General features: G+C 64.8%; 14 protein-coding genes and 2 riboswitches. Of the genes, 11 read left to right on the top strand and 3 right to left on the bottom strand.

Annotated elements, in window-relative coordinates; all coding sequences use genetic code 11:
- Positions 1-170 precede the first annotated feature (170 nt).
- Both ACYCVF_RS16620 and ACYCVF_RS16625 read left to right on the top strand, forming a co-directional pair.
- Positions 171-1373, top strand: a complete 1203-nt coding sequence (locus tag ACYCVF_RS16620; protein ID WP_459604383.1) for a multidrug effflux MFS transporter — start codon at positions 171-173, stop codon at positions 1371-1373.
- Positions 1374-1426: 53 nt separating this feature from the next.
- Positions 1427-1567 (top strand): hypothetical protein, encoded by a 141-nt coding sequence (locus ACYCVF_RS16625; RefSeq protein WP_459604382.1) that lies wholly within the window; start codon positions 1427-1429, stop codon positions 1565-1567.
- A 180-nt stretch (positions 1568-1747) separates the two neighbouring features.
- On the opposite strand, the gene ACYCVF_RS16630 is transcribed toward ACYCVF_RS16625, so the two are convergent.
- Positions 1748-3355, bottom strand: coding sequence for an ABC transporter substrate-binding protein (locus ACYCVF_RS16630; protein ID WP_459604381.1), 1608 nt, complete (start codon positions 3353-3355; stop codon positions 1748-1750).
- A gap of 269 nt (positions 3356-3624) precedes the next feature.
- On the opposite strand from ACYCVF_RS16630, the gene ACYCVF_RS16635 reads away from it, so the two are divergent.
- The 9 genes from ACYCVF_RS16635 (at position 3625) to ACYCVF_RS16675 (ending at position 15754) form a co-directional block, all read left to right on the top strand.
- Entirely contained in the window at positions 3625-4755 is a 1131-nt protein-coding gene (locus tag ACYCVF_RS16635) for a M20/M25/M40 family metallo-hydrolase (RefSeq protein ID WP_459604380.1), read from the top strand.
- A 201-nt stretch (positions 4756-4956) separates the two neighbouring features.
- Positions 4957-5061: riboswitch (glycine riboswitch) on the top strand.
- 3 nt (positions 5062-5064) lie between these two features.
- A riboswitch (glycine riboswitch) is annotated at positions 5065-5170 on the top strand.
- Positions 5171-5237: 67 nt separating this feature from the next.
- Positions 5238-6539 carry a D-amino acid dehydrogenase gene (locus tag ACYCVF_RS16640; RefSeq protein WP_459604379.1) on the top strand — a complete coding sequence of 434 codons (1302 nt, stop codon included), beginning with the start codon at positions 5238-5240 and terminating at the stop codon, positions 6537-6539.
- A 178-nt stretch (positions 6540-6717) separates the two neighbouring features.
- Positions 6718-7659, top strand: coding sequence for an ABC transporter permease (locus tag ACYCVF_RS16645; RefSeq protein ID WP_459604378.1), 942 nt, complete (start codon positions 6718-6720; stop codon positions 7657-7659).
- A 16-nt stretch (positions 7660-7675) separates the two neighbouring features.
- Positions 7676-8563: an ABC transporter permease gene (locus ACYCVF_RS16650; protein WP_459604377.1), complete on the top strand. Its 888-nt coding sequence runs from the start codon at positions 7676-7678 to the stop codon at positions 8561-8563.
- 132 nt (positions 8564-8695) lie between these two features.
- Complete coding sequence (locus ACYCVF_RS16655; protein ID WP_459604376.1) at positions 8696-10345, top strand: ABC transporter ATP-binding protein; 1650 nt, start codon at positions 8696-8698, stop codon at positions 10343-10345.
- A 256-nt stretch (positions 10346-10601) separates the two neighbouring features.
- On the top strand, positions 10602-12107 hold the full coding sequence (locus tag ACYCVF_RS16660; protein ID WP_459604375.1) for a M81 family metallopeptidase: 1506 nt from the start codon (positions 10602-10604) through the stop codon (positions 12105-12107).
- Between the two features lie 13 nt (positions 12108-12120).
- Entirely contained in the window at positions 12121-13293 is a 1173-nt protein-coding gene (locus tag ACYCVF_RS16665; RefSeq protein WP_459604374.1) for a M20 aminoacylase family protein, read from the top strand.
- Positions 13286-14707: an amidase gene (locus tag ACYCVF_RS16670; protein ID WP_459604373.1), complete on the top strand. Its 1422-nt coding sequence runs from the start codon at positions 13286-13288 to the stop codon at positions 14705-14707. The genes ACYCVF_RS16665 and ACYCVF_RS16670 overlap by 8 nt, the downstream gene beginning before the upstream one ends.
- A 156-nt stretch (positions 14708-14863) precedes the next feature.
- Complete coding sequence (locus ACYCVF_RS16675) at positions 14864-15754, top strand: crotonase/enoyl-CoA hydratase family protein (RefSeq protein WP_459604372.1); 891 nt, start codon at positions 14864-14866, stop codon at positions 15752-15754.
- Positions 15755-15867: 113 nt separating this feature from the next.
- On the opposite strand, the gene ACYCVF_RS16680 is transcribed toward ACYCVF_RS16675, so the two are convergent.
- Complete coding sequence (locus tag ACYCVF_RS16680; protein WP_459604371.1) at positions 15868-16845, bottom strand: NADPH:quinone oxidoreductase family protein; 978 nt, start codon at positions 16843-16845, stop codon at positions 15868-15870.
- Entirely contained in the window at positions 16845-17453 is a 609-nt protein-coding gene (locus tag ACYCVF_RS16685) for a DsbA family protein (protein ID WP_459604370.1), read from the bottom strand. The genes ACYCVF_RS16680 and ACYCVF_RS16685 overlap by 1 nt, the downstream gene beginning before the upstream one ends.
- Between the last annotated feature and the right edge of the window lie 163 nt (positions 17454-17616).

Here is a 17616-nt window from a genome sequence, read left to right on the forward strand (position 1 = left end):
TTCCGGGCCGCTCTCCCGCAAATGTGTCCGGCCCGGTCCGCCTGCCAGCCATCCCGAAACGAGGGTTGTGCAATGCAGCATCGACGATGGATAACGCCACTGAATTTCAGAGGTGAGCTTCTTTGTCCGACGTCAATGCCGACGATTGGGTGTCCGCCGGACACCGTCCCATGGGTTTTCCCGAGTTCGTCATCGTAATCGCGGCCATCATGGCGCTCAATCCGCTGGCGATGGACATGATGCTGCCGGCGCTGCCCAATATCGGGGCGGCCTTCAAGATTCCTGTCGCGAACCATCTCCAGCTGGTGCTGTCGACCTTCCTGATCGGCTTCGGTGTCGGCCAATTCGTGATGGGCCCGCTGTCGGATCGCTTCGGCCGCCGGCCGGTGCTGCTCGGCGGCATGGCGGTCTACGCGGTGGCGAGCGTGCTTGCGGTGGCAGCGCCCTCGTTCGAGACGCTGCTGCTGGCGCGTGCGCTGCAGGGGCTCGGCACCGCCGCCACGCGCGTCATCGCAACCTCGATCGTGCGCGACTGCTATGTCGGCCGCCGCATGGCGAGCGTGATGTCGCTGGCCATGATGGTGTTCATCGCGGTGCCCGTGATCGCGCCCTCGTTCGGGCAGGCGGTGCTGCTGGTGACGGCGTGGCGCGGCATCTTCGTGGTGCTGATGCTCTATGGCCTGCTCGCGCTCGCATGGTGCGTGTTGCGACTGCCCGAGACCCTTCCCGAGTCCGAACGCAGATCGCTGGCGCCCGCCGACATACTCTCGGCCTTCCAGCAGACCCTGACCAATAGACAGACCATTGGCTACGCAATGGCGGCCGGCAGCGTCATCGGCGCACTGTTCGCTTACGTCTTCTGCGCCCAGCAGATCTTCACCGGCATCTATCATCTCGGTCATCATTTCCCGCTCGCCTTCGCGGCGATCGCCGCCGGCACCGCCATCGCCGGCTTCCTCAATGCGAGGCTGGTCGGGCGACTCGGCATGCGCGTGATCTCGCACGGGGCGCTGACGCTCTACACGGTAGTGGCCGGCGTGATGCTGCTGACGGAAAGCCTCGGCGTGCTGCCGCTCGCCTTGTTCATGGCGCTCTCCGCTCTGATGATGTTCTCGTTCGGCATGATGGTCGCCAACTTCACTGCGCTCGCGATGGAGCCGCAGGGACACATCGCCGGCACCGCCTCTTCGCTCTACGGCTCGATCACGACGCTGATCGGGATCGTCGTCGGCATGGCGATCGGACAGAGCTTCGACGGCACGCTGCTGCCGTTCTCGGTCGGCTTCTTCCTGTCGACGCTCGCGGCAGTCGCGATCGTGCTGGTGGTGGAGAAAGGGCGGCTGTTCAAGCCGCATCATCGCCCCATCGCGTGAGGAACTTCTCTCGATCGTTGATGTTGTACCGCAGCAATCGAGAGGATGCCGTCATGGAACCGGAACACAGCGAAGTCAGCCACGAGCCGGGACGGCAAACCCCGGAACGTTCGGAGCCGAGCGCAGAGCAGGCTGCGTTCACGGTGCCGTTCGCAAGCGAAGGGTTGGAGCGCGTGCGCGACAGCCACTGCTAGGACGATCCGGACGAGCGTGCAGAGGTCCGAGAAGATCTGCTCGCCACCAAGCCTAAAGCGCGATCTCGACTCAACGTAATCTCATCGCGCTTCGGACAGTTCGAGCCCATTTCTCAAAAGAGAACGGCGCCGCGATCTGACTCGCGGCGCCGTTTCATTTTTCAGATGCAGGCGAGCCGCCTACTCCGACTTGCTGACGTTCCAGAACAGCGGCGTCGCCGGACCGTCGAGCAGGCCGGTCAGCGATTTGCGCCAGCCGCTCGGCAACAGATACTGCCCCAGCGGGATGTAGATCACCTGCTCATAGGCCTGCTTCTGGATCTCAGCAGCGATCTTCTTCTGCTCGTCGATCGAGGACGCGCGGACGAAGGCATCCTTGAGCTGCTCGATCTTGGCGTCTTCAGCCCAGCCGAACCAGCCCTTCTTGCCCAGGCCGCTGATCGAGAGATTGGCGATCGGGTTCGCAACGTCGGCCGCGACCCAGTTGGTGAAGAACATATTCCAGCCGCCCTCCTTCGGCGGCTTCTGGCTGGCGCGGCGGCTCACCACCGTCTGCCAATCGGTCGCTTGCAGGTCGACCTTGAAGCCGGCTTCGCGCAGCAGCTGGGCCGCAACGATCGGCTGCGCCTTGAGCGTCGTGACGTCGCCGGGCGCCATGATGACGATCGGCGTGCCGTCGTAGCCGGATTCGGCGAGCGCCTTCTTGGCTTGCGCCATGCCATTGCCCTTGATGAGGGTCTCGGCACCGACGTCAGTTTCGAGCGGCGTACCGCACACGAAGAAGGCACCGCAGATCTTCTGATACTTCGGGTTGCCCACCAGCGCGTCCAGCACGTCCTTCTGGTTCATCGCCAGGAGGGCGGCACGGCGCACCTTCACGTTGTCGAATGGCGGATGCAGGAAGTTCATGCGGCCGAGGGTCTGGAAGCCGAACTTGTTCGAGACCTCGAGCGTGAGATCCTTGTTCGCTTCCAGCACCGGCAGCATGTCGTAGGGCAGGTTCTCCATGAAGTCGATGTCGCCCGACTGCAGCGCGTTCACCGCGGTCTGCGAGTCCGGCATGGTGATCCACTCGACGCGGTCGACCTTCACCACCTTGCCGCCGGAGGTCCAACTCGCCGGCTCCTTGCGCGGCACGTAGTCGGTGTTCTTGACGTAGACCGCCTTCACGCCGGGCTGGAATTCGCCCTGCACGAACTTGAAGGGACCCGAGCCGATCTGCTCGGGGATCTGCTTGTCCGGCGGCGTCTCGGCGAGGCGCTTGGGCATCATGAAGGCGACGCGCGAGGACGGCTTGCCGATGGAATCGAGCACCAGGCCGTAGGGCTCCTTCAGCTTCAGCGTGATCGTCTTGGCGTCGGTCGCCTCGATGCTCGCGGTGAAGTCCATGAGCTTCTGGCCCATGCCGTCGACGGCGGCCCAGCGCTTCAGCGAGGCGACGCAGTCTTCCGCCGTCACCGGCGCGCCGTCATGCCACTTCAGACCGTCACGCAGCGTGAAGGTGTAGGTGAGCTTGTCGTCGGAGATCTTCCAGTCCGCCATCTGCGGCTGGATCTTGAAGGTCGAATCCGGGGCCACCAGGGTGTCGTAGATCATGTAGCCATGGTCGCGCGTGATGTAGGCCGTGGTGAAGATCGGATCGATGATGCGCAGATCCGAATGCATCACCGCCGTGATGGTCTTGCCCGCCGCAAATACCGGCGCGGCCATCGCCGTGGACAACGCGACGACCGACAGCGCAAGTTTGGAGGCGAACGCGCGAGGCCCCCGGCGCATGAAGTGGAACATAGAAACTTCTCCTGACGTGAAACTGTTCAAAGGCAGGTTATTGGTTGAGCATATGGTTCGTTCGTTGGGCGAACTAACCTCATGCAATGCCTTTATCTTTTCGAGACTTGCAGACAGTGTCGAGCGCGTCAATCCGGTTTCGTTGCAAGCCCTCGCGGCGTGCGCACGGGCTCCACAAAGATCGGTTTGGCTCTACAACACCCTCCGCTCGTCCTGCCCCGCGCCAATGCAATGCGCGTTCCATCTTTCGAAGCTTGAGAGACATTAAGATGAATCCTGCCAATCTTCCCTTTGATTCCGAGGCGATGCTCGAGGGCCTGCGCGGCTGGGTCGAATGCGAAAGCCCGACCTGGGACGCCGGCGCCGTGGACCGCATGCTCGATATCGCAGCGCGGGATATGGCGATCATGGGTGCGACGATCGAGCGCATCGCTGGCCGCCAGGGCTTTGGCGGGGTCATCCGCGCGCGCTTTCCCCATCCCAAGCAGGGCGAGCCGGGCATCCTGATCGCGGGACACATGGATACCGTTCATCCGGTCGGCACCATCGAGAAGCTGAAATGGCGGCGCGAGGGCAACAGATGCTATGGCCCGGGCATCTACGACATGAAGGGCGGCAATTACCTCTCGCTGGAAGCGATCCGGCAGCTCGCGCGCGCGTCGTTCACCACGCCGCTGCCGGTCACCGTGCTGTTCACGCCGGACGAGGAAGTCGGCACACCTTCGACGCGGGACATCATCGAGGCGGAGGCCGCACGCAATAAATACGTGCTGGTGCCCGAGCCCGGCCGCGCTGACAACGGCGTCACCACCGGACGCTACGCCATCGCACGCTTCAATCTCGAGGCGACCGGACGGCCAAGCCACGCCGGAGCGACGCTGTCGGCGGGACGTTCGGCGATCCGCGAAATGGCGCGCCAGATTCTCGCGATCGATGCGATGACGACGGAAGACTGTACCTTCTCGGTCGGCGTCGTCCACGGCGGACAATGGGTCAATTGCGTTGCCACGACGGCCACGGGCGAGGCCCTCTCCATGGCCAAACGCCAGGCCGATCTCGACCGCGGCGTCGAGAGAATGCTGGCGCTGTCGGGCACCAGCAACGACGTCACCTTCAAGGTGACGCGCGGCGTGACGCGTCCGGTTTGGGAGCCGGATGCCGGCACCATGGCGCTCTATGAAAAGGCGCGGGGCATCGCCAAATCGCTCGGGGCCGAGCTCCCGCATGCGAGCTCCGGCGGCGGCTCCGACGGCAATTTCACGGGTGCGATGGGTATCCCGACGCTCGACGGCTTGGGCGTGCGCGGCGGCAACGGCCACACGCTGGAGGAGTTCATCGAGGTCGATAGCCTGGTCGAGCGCGGTCGTTTGATGGCGGGATTGCTGGCGACGCTGGAATAGTGAGCTCGTCATTCCGGGGCGATGCGATAGCATCGAACCCGGAATCTCGAGGTCCCGGGTTCGATGCTTCGCATCGCCCCGGGACGACAGCCCGAAACAACACGCAATTGAATCAACTTCGCACTGCACAATGCGTTGGCAGTCGCGGTCGAAATTTAGCCTTGTCTAAAAATGAGGCGTATCGTACTGCTCCGCCGTCCAAGCGACGATGCGGGAGAGATCGCGACGAAGGCTTTCAGCGTTCGTTGCGGCGCCGACGGAGCAACCGCCCCGGAAACTCTCAGGCAAAAGGACCGTTTCGTCAGGACGATCTGGAGAGAGGCGGCGCGATTTCAGGCAATCGTGACGTCCACCGAAGGGGATAGTCCGTTGCGAGACCCGCAGCGGATCAAGCTCTCAGGTAACCGTGACAGATGGGGCGCCGCCAACGGCCTTCGGCCGGCGGTTAGCCGACTCTAAACACGGGAGCCCCGAACCTCATCATGACCCATATCGCCATCATCGGCGCCGGCATCACCGGCGTCACGACCGCCTATGCCCTGCTCGAACGCGGCTACAAGGTGACGGTGCTCGACAAGCACCGCTACGCCGCGATGGAGACCTCCTTCGCCAATGGCGGACAGCTCTCCGCCTCGAACGCCGAAGTGTGGAACAGCACGGCGACGATCCTGAAGGGTCTGCGCTGGATGTTTCGGCGCGACGCGCCGCTGCTGATGAACCCGCGGCCGAACTGGCACAAATATTCGTGGATGAGCGAGTTCGTCGCCAACATCGGCAACTACCGCGCCAACACCATCGAGACCACGCGGCTCGCGATCGAAGCGCGCAGGCATCTGTTCGACATCGCGGCGCGCGAAGGGATCGACTTCGATCTCGAACGCCGCGGCATCCTCCACATCTATCGTGACAAGGCCGGGTTCGAATCCGGTCTGCGCGTCAACGCGCTGTTGCAGGAAGGCGGCCTCGACCGCCGCCCGGTGACGTCAGAGGAAATCCGCGCGATCGAGCCGACACTGCGCAACGACTATTACGGCGGCTTCTTCACGCCGTCCGATGCGACCGGCGATATCCACAAGTTCACCCGCGGGCTGGCGGAAGCCTGCAAGCGGCGTGGCGCGAACTTCATCCACGAGGTCAATATCGATTCGATCGCACGTGCCGGCAGCGGCTTCGTCATCGGCTGGGCCGATCTGGCCGCGAGCGATACTGTCGCGACCGCGCGCGGCGCACTGAACGCGGACGGCGTCGTGGTCTGCGCGGGCGTTGCGAGCCGTCACTTCGCCGCCCTGCTCGACGAGCGCGTCAACGTGTACCCGGTGAAGGGCTACTCGATCACCGTGCAGCTCGATACCGCCGATAGCAGTAACGCCACCCCGACGGTGAGCCTCCTCGACGAGGCCGCCAAGATCGTCACCAGCCGGCTCGGCGCCGATCGTTTTCGGGTCGCCGGCACCGCCGAATTCAACGACTTCAACCGCGACATCCGCGCCGACCGCGTGCAGCCCCTGATCGACTGGGTGCGCAACAACTTCCCCGCCGTCGAAACGTCGCGCGTCGTGCCGTGGGCCGGGCTGCGCCCGATGATGCCGAACATGATGCCGGTCGTGCGCGCAGGGCGGATACCGGGCGTGTTCTTCAACACCGGCCACGGCCATCTCGGCTGGACTCTGTCGGCGGCGACGGCGCAGATGATTGCCCAGACCATCGACGGCTGGCGCGGCCTCAACGCTCCACCGACGGTACCTTCACTTGGGGTTGAGCGTGAACTGCGACATGCATCCTGAGTGGTCGATATCGGAGACATGCCGGCCTCTTGCTACGGCGAAGCCCTTGGCACACAATTTGCCCTAAGAGCATGGCGTCTCCGGGCGGCCTTTCCAGCTCAAGTGACAGGCATGATAGACACGACAGAGTTCATGGGAGCCTCGAGGTTCCACACGTTTCGTAGCCGGAGATAAGTGTATGCTGGGTTATCTTGTTCGCCGCGTTCTGGCCGCGGTGCCCGTGATGGGCGTCGTGGCGCTGTTCGTGTTCCTGCTTCTGCGGCTGACGCCCGGCGATCCCGCCGCGATTCTCGCCGGCGACAACGCGACGCCGGAACGGCTCGAGCGCATCCGCACCTCGCTCGGCCTCAACGAGCCCCTGATCGTGCAGTTCATCACCTGGGTGAACAAGCTGCTGCACGGTGACCTCGGGACCTCGCTGATCTCCAACCTGCCGGTGATGAAGATGATCGGCCAGCGCGTCGAGCCGTCCATCTCCATCGCGCTGTCGACCATCATCCTCGCCGTGATCGTCGCCGTTCCCCTGGGGGTGATCGCGGCGTGGAAGCACGGCACCTGGATCGATCGCTTCGTGATGGGTCTGTCCGTACTCGGCTTCTCGGTGCCGGTGTTCGTGATCGGCTATCTGCTGATCCAGATCTTCGCCATCGAGCTGCGCTGGGTGCCGGTACAGGGCTTCCGAAGCATTTTTAACGGGTTCGGGCCGTTCTTCGAGCGCATCATCCTGCCGACCTGCGCACTGTCCTTCATCTACGTCGCGCTGATCGCGCGCATGACGCGTGCGGCGATGCTCGACGTGCTCGGCGAGGATTATGTCCGCACCGCGCGCGCCAAAGGCATCAACGAGGTTGCGGTGATGATGCGCCATGCACTGCGCAACGCCGCGGTACCGGTGATCACCGTGATCGGCACCGGCTTTGCGCTGTTGATCTCCGGGGTCGTCGTCACCGAGAGCGTGTTCAACATCCCCGGTATCGGCCGCCTCACCGTGGATGCGGTGCTGGCGCGCGACTATCCGGTGATCCAGGCGATGATCCTCCTGACGTCGCTGATCTATGTCGTCGTCAATCTCCTCATCGACGTCGCCTACACACTGCTCGACCCCCGGATCCGGTACTGAGGCAAGGATAAGATAAATGTCGGTCGATACCCTTCCCCAGTCGTCCATTCCGATCACATCGCCGCTGCGGCCGCGATTCGGATTCCTCACCTCGACGCCCATCATCGCCACGGCGACGGTCCTGCTCACGTTGATCGTGGTGGTCTCGATGCTCGCGCCGCTGATCGCGCCGCACGATCCGATCCAGCTCGCGCCGTCGCAGCGGCTCAAGCCCTCCTCCGCACAATTCCTGCTCGGCACCGACGCCTACGGCCGCGACGTGCTGTCGCGCGTGATCTATGGCGGCCGCATCTCGCTTCTGATCGGCATCGGCTCGGCGATCCTGTCGATCGCCATCGGGCTCGCGATCGGTCTCGTCTCCGGCTTTTTCAAGCTGATCGATTCGGTCCTGATGCGCGTCATGGACGGCCTGATGGCGATGCCGAGCATCCTGCTCGCGATCGCCGTGGTGTCGCTGTCCGGCGCCAGCCTCTGGACCGTGCTGATCGCGATCACGATTCCCGAGATCCCGCGCGTGGCGCGCCTGGTGCGCTCGGTCGTGCTGTCGGCACGCGAGGAGCCTTACGTCGAGGCCGCGATCTCGGTCGGCTCGAGCCTGCCGAAGATCATGTGGCGCCATCTGATGCCGAACACGATCGCCCCGCTGATCGTCCAGGGCACCTATGTCTGCGCGAGCGCCATCCTCACCGAGGCCATCCTCTCCTTCCTCGGCGCCGGCATCTCGCCGGAGACGCCGACCTGGGGCAACATCATGGCCGAGGGCCGCCAGTACTTCCAGATCAAGCCGTCGCTGATCTTCTGGCCCGGCCTGCTGCTCTCGATCGCCATCCTCAGCATCAACCTGATCGGCGACGCCGCCCGCGACGCTCTCGATCCGCGCATGAAGCAGCGGGAGGGGAAGTGAGGATCCTCGGTTTCGTCATTCCGGGGCGCGACGAAGTCGCGAGCCCGGAATCCATTTCACCCCGATGCTGCGGCCCGATGGGTTCCGGGTTCGCGCTACGCGCGCCCCGGAATGACGGCGGAGAGAATTGACGTGACCAACACCATCCTCGACATCAACAATCTCGTCGTGTCCGTCGGTAAGAAGCCGAAGGGCGGGAACATCATCGACGGCATCTCGCTCCAGGTCCGCGAGCGCGAAACGCTGTGCCTCGTCGGCGAAAGCGGCTCGGGCAAGTCGGTGACCTCCCTCACCACGATGGGCCTGCTGCCGAAGGGCACGCTGGTTCCGACCTCCGGCAGCATCAAGCTGGTTGGCGAAGAGCTGCTCACCGCAACCGACCGTCGCCTGCGCCAGCTTCGTGCGACGAAGATGGCGATGATCTTCCAGGAGCCGATGACCGCGCTCAATCCGGTGGTGCCCGTCGGCCGCCAGATCGACGAGGTCCTGCGCGCGCACACCGATCTCGACGCGAAGGCCCGGAAGAAGCGCATCCTCGACATGATGGAGCAGGTGCGCCTGCCCCAGGTCGAGCGCATCTTCGCCTCCTATCCCCACCGTCTCTCCGGCGGCCAGCGCCAGCGCATCATGATCGCGATGGCGCTGGTGCTGGAACCCAAGCTCCTCATTGCCGACGAGCCGACCACCGCGCTCGACGTCACCACGCAGAAGCAGATCCTGACCCTGATCCGCGACCTTCAGCGCGATCACGGCACCGCCGTGCTGTTCATCACCCATGACATGGGTGTGGTCGCCGAGATCGCCGACCGCGTCGCCGTGATGCGGCAGGGCCGCCTGGTCGAGACCGGGCCGCTCGATGCCGTGCTGCGCAATCCGACCATGGAGTACACCCGCAACCTCCTGGCCGCCGTGCCCAGCCTGGTGCCGCGGGCGCCGCGCGAGGACAGCCGCGAGCCGGTGGTGCTGGAGGCCAACGAGCTCAGCAAGGTCTACAAGGAGCGCGCCTTCTTCGGCAAAGGCCGCGAGGTCGTCGCAGCCGACAAGGTCACGCTGACGCTGCGCAAGGGCCGCACGCTCGGCATCGTCGGCGAGAGCGGCTCGGGCAAGTCGACGGTGGCACGCTGCATCGTCCGCCTGATCGATCCGACCTCCGGCGGCGTGCGCCTCGCCGGCCGCGAGATCGCCGACATCTCGCGCCGCCTGCTCCAGCCGCACCGCAAGAAGATCCAGATCGTGTTCCAGGATCCCTACCGCTCGCTCAATCCGCGCGTCACCGTCGGCGAGAGCATCGCGGAAGGCCCGGTCAATTACGGCGTCTCTCATGCCGATGCGATGAAGCGGGCGCGCGAGTTGCTCGAGCTCGTCGGCCTGCCCGCAGATACCGTCTCGCGCTATCCGCACCAGTTCTCCGGCGGCCAGCGCCAGCGTATCGCCATAGCCCGCGCGCTCGCGCTCGACCCGGACGTGCTGGTCGCGGACGAAGCGGTCTCCGCGCTCGACGTCTCCGTGCAGGCGCAGGTGCTGGAGCTGCTCGACGAGATCCAGAAGCGGCTCGGCATCGCCATCCTGTTCATCACCCACGATTTGCGTGTCGCCGCGCAGATCTGCGACGAAGTGGTGGTGATGCAGCATGGCCGCGTCGTCGAACAAGGACCGGCAGCCGAAGTGCTGACGCATCCGAAGGAGGCGTACACGAAGGCGCTGCTGGATGCGGCGCCAGGGCGAGGCTGGGACTTTGCGAACTTCCGGCCGGTGTCGGAGGGCGTGGCGGCGAGCGCGTAAAATCGCTCCTCCGTCGTTCCGGGGCATCGCGAAGCGATGAACCCGGAACCCATCGGACGGCGGATTCTGCAGCAAAATGGATTCTCAGGTGCGCAATTGCGCACCATAGTTTGTGCCCAACGGGCTCGCCCCGGAATGACAGTGCGGCAGCATTCCAAAACGTCTTGACCCTATGCATGGCACGATTGCTTCCCAGCTTGCTCTTGCCGCAACGCCGGGGCTAACGTCGCGCAACTTTCATTGGGACTTGAACTGAATGACACGCATCGCCGTCGGCGGCTTTCTGCATGAAACCAACACCTTCGCTCCGACCAAGGCAACATTTGCGGACTTCCAGCATGGCGGCGGCTGGCCGGCGCTGACGCAAGGTGCCGACGTGCTGAAGGTGATGCGGCGCATCAATGTCGGCCTCGCCGGCTTCGTCGACAGCGCCGAACCGAACGGCTGGGAACTCATTCCGACGATTGCGTGCGGAGCGAGCCCCTCGGCCCATGTGACCAAGGATGCCTTCGAACGCATCGTGAAGGTGATGGTCGACGGCATCGCGTCCGCCGGGCCGATCGATGCGGTCTATCTCGACCTGCACGGCGCAATGGTGACTGAGCATCTCGACGATGGCGAAGGCGAAATCCTGGCGCGCGTCCGCCGCGTCATCGGCAATGACATTCCGCTGGTGGCGAGCCTCGACCTGCACGCCAACGTCACGCCCGAGATGATTGCGCATGCCGACGCGCTGATCGCCTACCGCACCTATCCCCATGTCGACATGGCCGAGACCGGCCGCGCCTGCGCAAGTCATCTGGCGCTCCTTCTGAATACCAGACAGCGCTTCGCAAAGGCGTTCCGGCAATTGCCGTTCCTGATCCCGATCAGCTGGCAATGCACCAATGATCAGCCTACCAAGGGCATCTACGAGAAGCTCGCCGCGCTGGAGGGCGATGCGGTTGCGACACTCTCTTTCGCGCCCGGCTTCCCGGCCGCGGATTTCCGCGATTGTGGTCCGAGCGTATTCGCCTATGGCAGGACGCAAGCGGACGCCGACCGCGCAGCCGACGCGATCGTCAAGCTGATCGAGAGCCACGAGGACGATTTCGACGGCAAGATCTGGTCGCCTGACGACGGCGTGCGCCATGCCATGGAACTTTCGAGGAATGCGAGCAAGCCGATCATCATCGCGGACACCCAGGACAATCCCGGCGCAGGCGGCGATTCCGACACCACCGGCATGCTGCGCGCATTGGTGCGCAACAAGGCGAGCGCCGCGACGGGCGTGATCTACGATCCGGAATCTGCCAGAGCCGCGCATGCGGCCGGCGTCGGCGCGACGGTGACGCTGTCGCTCGGCGGCAAGTCCGGCATTCCCGGCGATGAGCCCTATCGCGAGACCTTCGTGGTCGAGCAGCTCTCGGACGGCCGCTTCATCGCGCCCGGTCCCTATTACGGCGGCCGCGAGATGGAGATGGGCCCATCCGCCGCCTTGCGCATCGGCGATGTCCGCGTCGTCGTTTCGTCGCACAAGGCGCAGCTCGCCGACCAGGCGATGTACCGCTATGTCGGCATCGAGCCGACGCGAGAAAAGATCCTGGTCAACAAGAGCTCCGTGCACTTTCGTGCCGATTTCGAGCCGATCGCGGAGAGGTTGATGATCTGCGCCGCGCCCGGCGCGATGCCAGCCGACACCGCCGCCCTGCCCTGGAGACGCTTGCGGCCCGGCATCCGCATCAAGCCGAACGGCCCCGTTTTCGATCCCTCTTCACGCTAACCGGACAGGACACATGCCCACGATCGAACGCATCGACGGCTACGCCGACGAACTCACCGCTATCAGGCGCGACCTCCACGCCCATCCCGAGATCGGCTTCGAGGAAGTGCGGACCTCCGGCATCGTCGCCGACAAGCTGAAGAGCTGGGGCATCGAGGTGCACCGGGGTCTCGGCGGCACCGGCGTGATCGGCGTCATCAAGGGCAAGGGTTCGAGCGGCAAGCGCATCGGCCTGCGCGCCGACATGGACGCGCTGCCGATGGAAGAGAACACCAATCTGAAATGGAGCTCGAAAATCCCGGGCCGCTTCCACGGCTGCGGTCATGACGGCCACACCACCATGCTGCTCGGCACCGCACGCTATCTCGCCGAGACCCGGAATTTCGACGGCACCGTGCACCTGATCTTCCAGCCGGCCGAAGAAGGCCTCGGCGGCGCCCGCGCCATGATCAAGGACGGCCTGTTCGAGAAATTCCCCTGCGACGAGCTTTACGGCCTGCACAACGCGCCCGATCTCAACCATGGCGAGATCGCGATCCTGCCCGGCCCGGCGATGGCCGGCGCCGACTTCTTCGACCTTCGCATCACCGGCTACGGCGCGCATGGCGCGATGCCCGAGCGCTCCAAGGACGCGGTGATCATCGCGACCACGCTGGCGCAGGCGATTCAGACCATCGTCAGCCGCAACGTCGATCCGCTGCAGGCCGCGGTCATCTCGATCACGCAGATTCACGCCGGTTCCGCCTACAACGTCATTCCCGGCGACGCGCATCTTTGCGGCACCATCCGCACCTTCTCCGATGAAGTCCGTGCCCTGATCAGCGAGCGCATCCGCACCATCTGCGCCGGCATTGCGAACGCCTATCAGTGCGTGATCGACGTCGACATCCGCGACACGTTCGGCGTGCTGGTCAACCAGGTCGAGCAGTCCAAGGTGGTCGAAGAGGTCGCGCGCACCGTGGTCGATCCGGCCAACGTGATCACCCGCACCCAGCCGAAGATGGGCAGCGAGGATTTCGCCGACATGCTGCAGACCGTCCCCGGCGCGTATTTCTGGGTCGGCCATGACGGCTCGGTGCCCGTCCACAATCCCGGCTTCGTGCTCGACGACAAGATCCTGCCGATCGGTGCCAGCATGTTTGCCCGCATCGTCGAGACCCGCATGCCGGTCGGCGGCCATGCATAAAAAGAGCATCGAGGAGTCGGTCACCTCGCTGCACGATCTGTCCGCGATCGATCTGATCGCAGGCTATCGCGCCAAGCAGTTCTCGCCGAGCGAGGTGCTGGAGGACGTGCTCGCGCACGTCGCTGCGTGGGAACCGCATCTCAAGGCGCTCTATGCGTTCGATCCCGATGGCGCGCGCGAGGCCGCAAAGGCCTCGACCGCGCGCTGGACCGGGGGGGAGCCGTCCGGCGCGCTCGACGGCGTACCCGTTACGGTGAAGGACAACATCGCGACCAAGGGCGTGCCGGTGCCGCTAGGGGCTGCCAGCGTCAAGCTCGTGCCGGCCGAAAAGGATGCGCCGCCCGCGGCGCGGTTGCGCGAGGCCGGCGCGATCATCTTCGCCAAGACCACCATGCCCGATTACGGCATGCTGTCCTCCGGTCTTTCCAGCTTCCACGCGCTGGCGCGCAATCCCTGGGACCTCTCCAAGAATCCCGGCGGATCGAGCGCAGGTGCCGGCGCGGCGGCCGCGGCCGGCTATGGTCCCTTGCATCTCGGCACCGATATCGGCGGCTCGGTTCGCCTGCCCGCAGGCTGGTGCGGGCTCGTGGGCCTGAAGCCAAGCTTCGGCCGCGTGCCGATCGATCCCACCTATGTCGGCCGCGTCGCCGGTCCCATGACCCGCACGGTCGACGACTGTGCGCTGATGATGAGCGTGATCGCAAAACCCGACCGGCGCGACGGCATGAGCCTGCCGGCCGAGCCGCTCAACTGGAAGGGTGTGGAGAAGTCGCCGCGAAAACTGCGCATCGGCCTGATGCTCGATCCCGGCTGCGGCCTGCCGCCGGAGAAATCAGTGCGCGAGGTCGCGGTCAAGGCGGCAAAGGCGTTCGAATCCGCGGGCGCGGTCGTGACCGAAGTCGATGGAATCCTCACACGTGAAATGCTCGACGGCCTCGACAATTTCTGGCGCGCGCGGATGTGGGACGATCTATCGAAACTCACGCCGGCCGAGCAGGCAAAGGTGCTGCCCTATATCTTCAAGTGGGGCGAGTCCGGCGCCAGGCTCTCCGGCGTTGACGTCATCCGCGGCTTCAACCAGACCATGGCGATCCGCGCTGCCGCAGGAAAGCTGTTCTGCGAACTCGACTATGTGATCTCGCCGACCGCGCCGAACGTCAACTACCCGGCGGAGTGGGCCTCGCCGACGAACGATCCGATGAAGCCGTTCGAGCACATCGCCTACACCGTGCCGTGGAATATGTCGGAGAATCCCGCTATCTCGATCAACGGCGGCTTCGACGCCAGCGGATTCCCCATCGGCGTGCAGATCGTCGGCCGCCGTTTCGACGACATCGGCGTGCTCGGCATGGGCAAGGCGTTCGAGGGCCTGCGCGGCCCGCAGCGACCCTGGCCTGGTCCGCCGGCGAGCTAAACTCCTTACGTCATTCCGGGTTGCGCCCTCTTGGCGCAAGCCCGGAATCCATTCGTCTGCACAATTGGTGGATGAATGGATTCCGGGCTCGCGCTCCCCGCGCCCTGGAATGACGTGCTAGAGAGATCATCAAACAATCAAAGGAAGGAAACCACGATGGCGTATGAGACGATCAAGTACGAGGTCGCCGAGCAAATTCTTACGATCACGCTGAACCGGCCCGACAAGCTCAACGCCTTCAACGCGCAGATGCAGGCCGAGCTGATCGACGCGTTCGACGCCGCCGACAAGGACGACGACGTCCGCGCCATTATCGTCACCGGCGCCGGCCGTGGTTTTTGCGCGGGCGCAGACCTCTCCTCCGGCGCCGACACGTTCGATCGCGACGCGCGGCGTGGCCCGGTCAAGCGGCTTGCCGACGGCAAGGTCGACTACAGCGATCCGCAGGTGCGTGACGGCGGCGGTCAGGTGACCCTGCGGATCTTCAAGTGCCTCAAGCCCGTCATCGCCGCCGTGAACGGCCCGGCCGTCGGCATCGGCGTCACCATGCAGCTCGCGATGGACATCCGCATCGCCTCCGAAGCCGCACGGTTCGGCTTCGTGTTCTCCCAGCGCGGCATCGTGCCCGAGGCCGCCTCGAGCTGGTTCCTGCCGCGCATCGTCGGCATCTCGCAGGCGCTGGAATGGTGCTATTCCGGTCGCGTCTTCCCGGCGCAGGAGGCGCTTGCGGGGCGTCTCGTCAGCAAGGTCGTCGCCCCTGATGATCTGCTGCCGACCGCCCGCGCGCTCGCCAAGGAATTCGCCGCAAAGACCGCGCCGGTCTCGGTGGCGCTGATCCGCCAGATGATGTGGCGCATGATGGGCGCCGACGATCCGATGGAGGCCCACAAGGTCGACAGCCGCGGCATCTACGCCCGCGGCCGTTCCGACGACGTCAAGGAAGGTGTGGTGTCGTTCCTGGAGAAGCGTCCGGCCCAGTTCAAGAACAAGGTCTCGACCGACATGCCGGATTACTTCCCGTGGTGGACGGAGCGGGAGTACAAGTAACTTACGGTCATTCCAGGGCTCGCGAAGCGAGAACTATGGTGCGCAACTGCGCACCTGAGAAGCTCGGATTCCGGGTTCGCCCTTTGGGCGCCCCGGAATGACAGAGAGGAATATCACTCCATCACCAGCGCAACCCGCCCGATCGCCTTGCGCTCGAGCAACAGCCGCATCGCCTTGGCGTAATCCGCCAACGGCAGGCGATGCGAGACGTTGGGGCGCAGCTTGCCCTCCTCCGCCCATCGCAGCAGCGCTTTCAATCGCGCCTCGCCGAGCGCGGGATTCCTTCGCACCGCTTCGCCGGCGCGCACGCCCAGCACGCTGGCGCCCTTGATAAGCAACAGATTGGTCTTGGCCGAGCCGATGCCGCCGGTGAAACCGATGACGAGCAGCCGCGCGCCCCAGGCGATGCAGCGCATCGAATCCTCGAACACCTCCCCGCCGACCGGATCGAACACGACGTCCGCGCCGCGGCCGTCGGTGACACGCTTGACGGCCTCGCGAAACGGCTCGCGGTCATAGCGGATGAGATGATCGGCGCCACGCGATTTCGCAATCGCGAGCTTCTCGTCGCTGGAGGCTGTCGCGATTACTGTCGCGCCCAGCATCTTGCCGATCTCGACCGCGGCAAGGCCGACGCCCCCGCCCGCACCATGCACCAGCAGCACCTCGCCCGGCGCGACCCGGCCGCGGTCGATCAGCGCGTGATAGGCCGTGCCGTGACCGGCGAGATAGGTCGCCCCCTCCGCATAATCGAACGTGGACGGCATGGGGGTGAGCTGCGAGGGCGTCACCACCGCTTCATCGGTGAAAGCGCCGTGGCGCATCTTGACGATGACCTTGTCGCCGACGGCAACACCGCTCGCCTCTGCGCCCACCTCGGAGACATCTCCGGCGGCTTCCATGCCCGGTGTGAACGGCAGCTCCGGCTTGAGCTGATACTCGCCGGCCGCCATCAGCACGTCCGGAAAGTTCAGCCCGGCGGCGCGGATCGCGACCCGCACCTCGCCCGGTTCCAGGGCGCGCGACGGAAACTCCTCGAGCCGCAGCGTCTCGGGCGCACCGAGCGCGCGGCACACGACGGCGCGTACCATCAGGCCGCGCTCGCCTTGCTGCGCAGCAGCGCCTCGCGGATCAGCGGCAGACGGTCGTTGCCGAAGTACATGTCGGTCTTACCGACGAAGATCGTCGGCGAGCCGAAGCCGCCGCGCGCCACCACCTCCTCGGTATTCGCCTTGAGCTGGTCCTTGATCGCCTGCTGGGAAATGCCGGCGAAGAATTTCTGCTCGTCGATACCCACCTTCTTGCAGATCTCGGCCAGCACCGCATCCTGCGAGATATCCTTGTCCTCGCCCCAATAAGCCTCGAACACGGCGGTCGCGAACGGCACCATGTCTTTGCCGAGCCAGATGCAGCCGCGCATCGCCTTGACGCTGTTCACGGGAAACACCGTCGGCGGCATCCTGATCGCGAGGCCCGCGGAGCGCGCCCAGTCATCGAGATCCTTCTTCATGTAGCGCGCTTTCAACGGCACCGGCTTCTCGCGCTGGGCGTAGACGCTCGGGTTGACCGTGTTGAAGATGCCACCGACCAGAATCGGCCTCCAGGTGATTTCGGCGCCTAGTTCCTTCGCCAGCGGTTGGATGTTGTGGAAGGCGAGATAGGTCCAGGGGCTGGAACAGTCGAAGAAGAATTCGATCATGGCGTTTCCTTTGTCACGTTTGTTCCGCTCTCTCCCCGTCATATGTGGACGGCCCCTATTGGCAAGCACTTTTTGAAATATCGAACGACTTGGTCGGCTTCAGTCATATGTCCGGCCTGTTGGTGCGGGTTTACGACCGCTGGCCCTGATGAAATCCGATTGC

The sequence above is a fragment of the Bradyrhizobium cedriense genome, from assembly GCF_054602315.1.